Here is a 3,086-nt window from a genome sequence, read left to right on the forward strand (position 1 = left end):
GAGGCGTTGATCTCCTCCATGATGGCGTCGGGACCTGTGGCGAAACGCCCACCCCACATGCGGTTGCTCACGGCGGTCTTTCCTGCTTTTGAGGACGCGCGATGACGTCAGGAACGAAGATCGGTCTGGCCCTCGGGGTCGTGGCGGCGCTCGGCCTCGCAGGCGTGGCAGCCTTCTACTCCGGGCTGGGCGATGCCGGCAACGGATCATGCAAGGCCGCGCGGCAAGCGGCGGCGCGCATGGCGCCGCTCGCGAGGGGCGAGGTCGCGGCGGTCGAGATCCGCACGAGCCCGCAACCGGCCCCGCCTCTGCCCCTCACCGGGCCGGACGGCCAGCCGACGACGCTCGCCGCGCTGCAAGCCGGCACGCTGAAAGGCAAGACGCTGCTCGTCAATCTCTGGGCGACCTGGTGCGCGCCCTGCCTGAAGGAAATGCCGGCGCTCGACGCGCTTCAAAAGGCGATGGGCGGGCCCGATTTCGCGGTGGTCGCGGTCAATATCGACACCCGCAATCTCGACAAGCCGAAGCAATGGCTGGCCGAGAACAGGGTGACGGCCCTGCCCTTCTATGGCGACCCCCAGGCCGCGACTTTCCAGGCGCTGCGCGCCGCGCACAAGGTCGAGGGCATGCCCGTCAGCATCATCGTGGACCGGGAAGGCTGCGAACTCGGTATCATCCAGGGGCCGGCCGATTGGGCCAGCGCGGATGCCAAGGCGCTGATGGCAGCGGCCATCGGCAAGCCCTGAACCATTCCTGTCACATTGAGGCGCTTTGCTGCCGGGCATCCCCAGCCGCAGAGGACCATGCATGATCTGCCTTCCCGCTTCGCATCGACCGGCCGTCGTCGCAGCTCTCGCCCTCGGGGCCTTGCTGTCGATCGGATCTGCTTCGGCGCAACACCGTGTGCCGGTTGGCGGTACCAGTGTCTCGCTGACTCCGCCCAAGGGTTTCGAGCCCGCGACCGGCTTCGCCGGCCTGGTGAATGAGGCGACCAAGGCGAGCGTCCTGATCGTCGAGATGCCGGCAGAGGCCTATCCCCAGCTCTCGACCCTGTTCGCCGACGCAGAAGCGGCCAAGCAGGGTTTTGCAAGGCAGAACGTCACCATCGCCACGCGCGAGGAAATCACCGTGGCCGGAGCGACGGTCCCGCTGCTTGTCGGCTCCCAGACAGCGCCGGGCGGCGGCAGCCTCGACAAATGGGTCGCGCTCTTCAAGGGCGACAAGACCGTGATGCTGACCGTGCAATCGCCGAAGTCGGCCAAGCTGTCCCAGGCCGAGGTCAAGGCCATGATCGCTTCGGTCGCGCTCGGCGCGGCCCCGACGATGGAAGCGAAGCTCGCTGCGCTTCCCTTCACGATCAAGCCTGCCGCCCCCTTCCGCATCCTGGATACGATGGCCGGCTCCGGAGTCGCCATGACGGCAGGCGAGCTGAACACCGACCCCCAGGGGCTCCAGCCGCTGATGATCGCCGTCTCGCAAATCTCCGGGCCGATGCGCCCGGGGCAGGAGGAGGCTGCCTCCGAGACATTGCTGAAGAGCACCCGGGGACTCGCCGACGCCACCATCACCGAGCGCAAGCGCGTTCCCTTCGCCGGCGGCGAGGGCATGCTGTTGAAGGGCGGCTTCCGATCGGAGGATGCCAAGGCGAAGACCTTCGTGCAGTATCTCGGCATCGGCGCGGATGGCCGCATGGTCCGGCTGATCGCGATGATGGACGACGACCGCCTGGCCGAGCTTCAGCCCGCAATCGAGCAGACAGCCGCGAGCATCGCCTTCACCGCCAAGTAGCTTTCGGCCCACCGAGCAGCCTTTGGCCAGCAAGGAGCTCTCGGCGAAGGCGCTTCCGCGCGAGCGGCGGCGAGGGTAAAGGCTTGCCCATGACCTACACGATTGGCCTCGCCACCACCTTCCACGACCCGGCCCTCGCCATCATCGGCCCCGATGGCGCGGTGCTCTTCGCTGAAGCGACCGAGCGCTATCTGCAATACAAGCGCGCGCCCAACTGCGAGCCGGATTCCGCGCCGCGCATGGAAGGGCTGCTGAAGCGCTACATCCCCAAGGACGCCGAGGTCCGCATCGCCACCAGCTGGGGCGAGGAGTTCACCGGCTTCCTCGACCAGATGTCGCGGGCCGGCTCCTTCACGCTGGAGGCGCTGCTCAAGCTCTCGCCGGAGCTCAACCGGTCGCTGGTGCCTGAACGCACCGAGCGGGCGCTGATCGCCTCGCTGCATCTCGGCCAGCAACGCGCCGGCATGGGTGTCCTGCTCGGGCTCGACCGCGCCTATGGCAAGGCCAATGTCACCGGCCTGAAGCGCTACGGCCACCATCTCAGCCATGCGGCCTATGCCTGCTGGTCCTCGCCCTTCGAGAACGCCGCCTGCCTCGTCGTCGACGGCATGGGCGAAACCGGGGCCTCGGCCATCTTCGCGCTGGAAAACGGCAAGATCCGCGAGGTGAAGCGTCATCGCGGCCGGGAATCGATCGGCTTCTATTTCGGGCTCGTCACCGATCTCGCCGGCTTCGACCAGGCCAAGGGCGAGGAATGGAAGATCATGGGGCTCGCCCCCTATGGCCGGACCGACCCCGAGCTGATGGCGCTGCTGCGCAGGCTTTATACGATCGAGGGCCACAAGCTTTCCTTCGCCAAGGCCGACGTGGTGCAGGCCGTCGCGGCCGAGATCCTGGCCAAGCGCCCGGCCGAGGCCCTCGACCAAGGCTGGGCCGACCTCGCCCGCTGCGGGCAGGACGTCTTCGCCGAGATGATGGAAGCCCTTCTGGCTGAGGCCGCCGCGCTCGTCCCGTCCGCGAACCTTGTGCTTGCCGGCGGCTGTGCCCTCAACTCCTCCTTCAACGGCAAGATCGCCGGCTGCCATGGTTTCGAGAGCGTCTTCGTGCCCTCCGCCCCGGCCGATGACGGGAACGCGATCGGGGCTGCCTGGCTTGCCCATGCCGAGGCCAATCCGGGCTGGCGCGCGCCAAAGGGGCCGCTCACGCCCTATCTCGGCTCGACCGTCTCGACCGAGCCCTTCGAGCGCATGCAGCTCTGGGAAAAACGCCTGCGCAAGCTCTCCCCCGACGAGATCGCG

Annotated in this window: 3 protein-coding genes; all 3 read left to right on the top strand. The window is 67.8% G+C overall.

Annotated features, from left to right (window positions below; all coding sequences use genetic code 11):
* The first annotated feature begins 101 nt into the window (after window positions 1–101).
* Window positions 102–746: a thiol:disulfide interchange protein TlpA gene (gene tlpA / locus ACOJTB_RS10910; protein WP_420102547.1), complete on the top strand. Its 645-nt coding sequence runs from the start codon at window positions 102–104 to the stop codon at window positions 744–746.
* 157 nt (window positions 747–903) lie between these two features.
* Window positions 904–1,788, top strand: coding sequence for a hypothetical protein (locus ACOJTB_RS10915; protein ID WP_420102548.1), 885 nt, complete (start codon window positions 904–906; stop codon window positions 1,786–1,788).
* Window positions 1,789–1,877: 89 nt separating this feature from the next.
* Window positions 1,878–3,086, top strand: a 1,209-nt coding sequence (locus tag ACOJTB_RS10920; RefSeq protein ID WP_420102549.1) for a carbamoyltransferase N-terminal domain-containing protein, incomplete at its 3' end; no start/stop codon positions are given.

The organism is Allobosea sp., from assembly GCF_048595345.1.
In the GTDB taxonomy this organism is placed as follows: Bacteria; Pseudomonadota; Alphaproteobacteria; order Rhizobiales; family Beijerinckiaceae; genus Allobosea.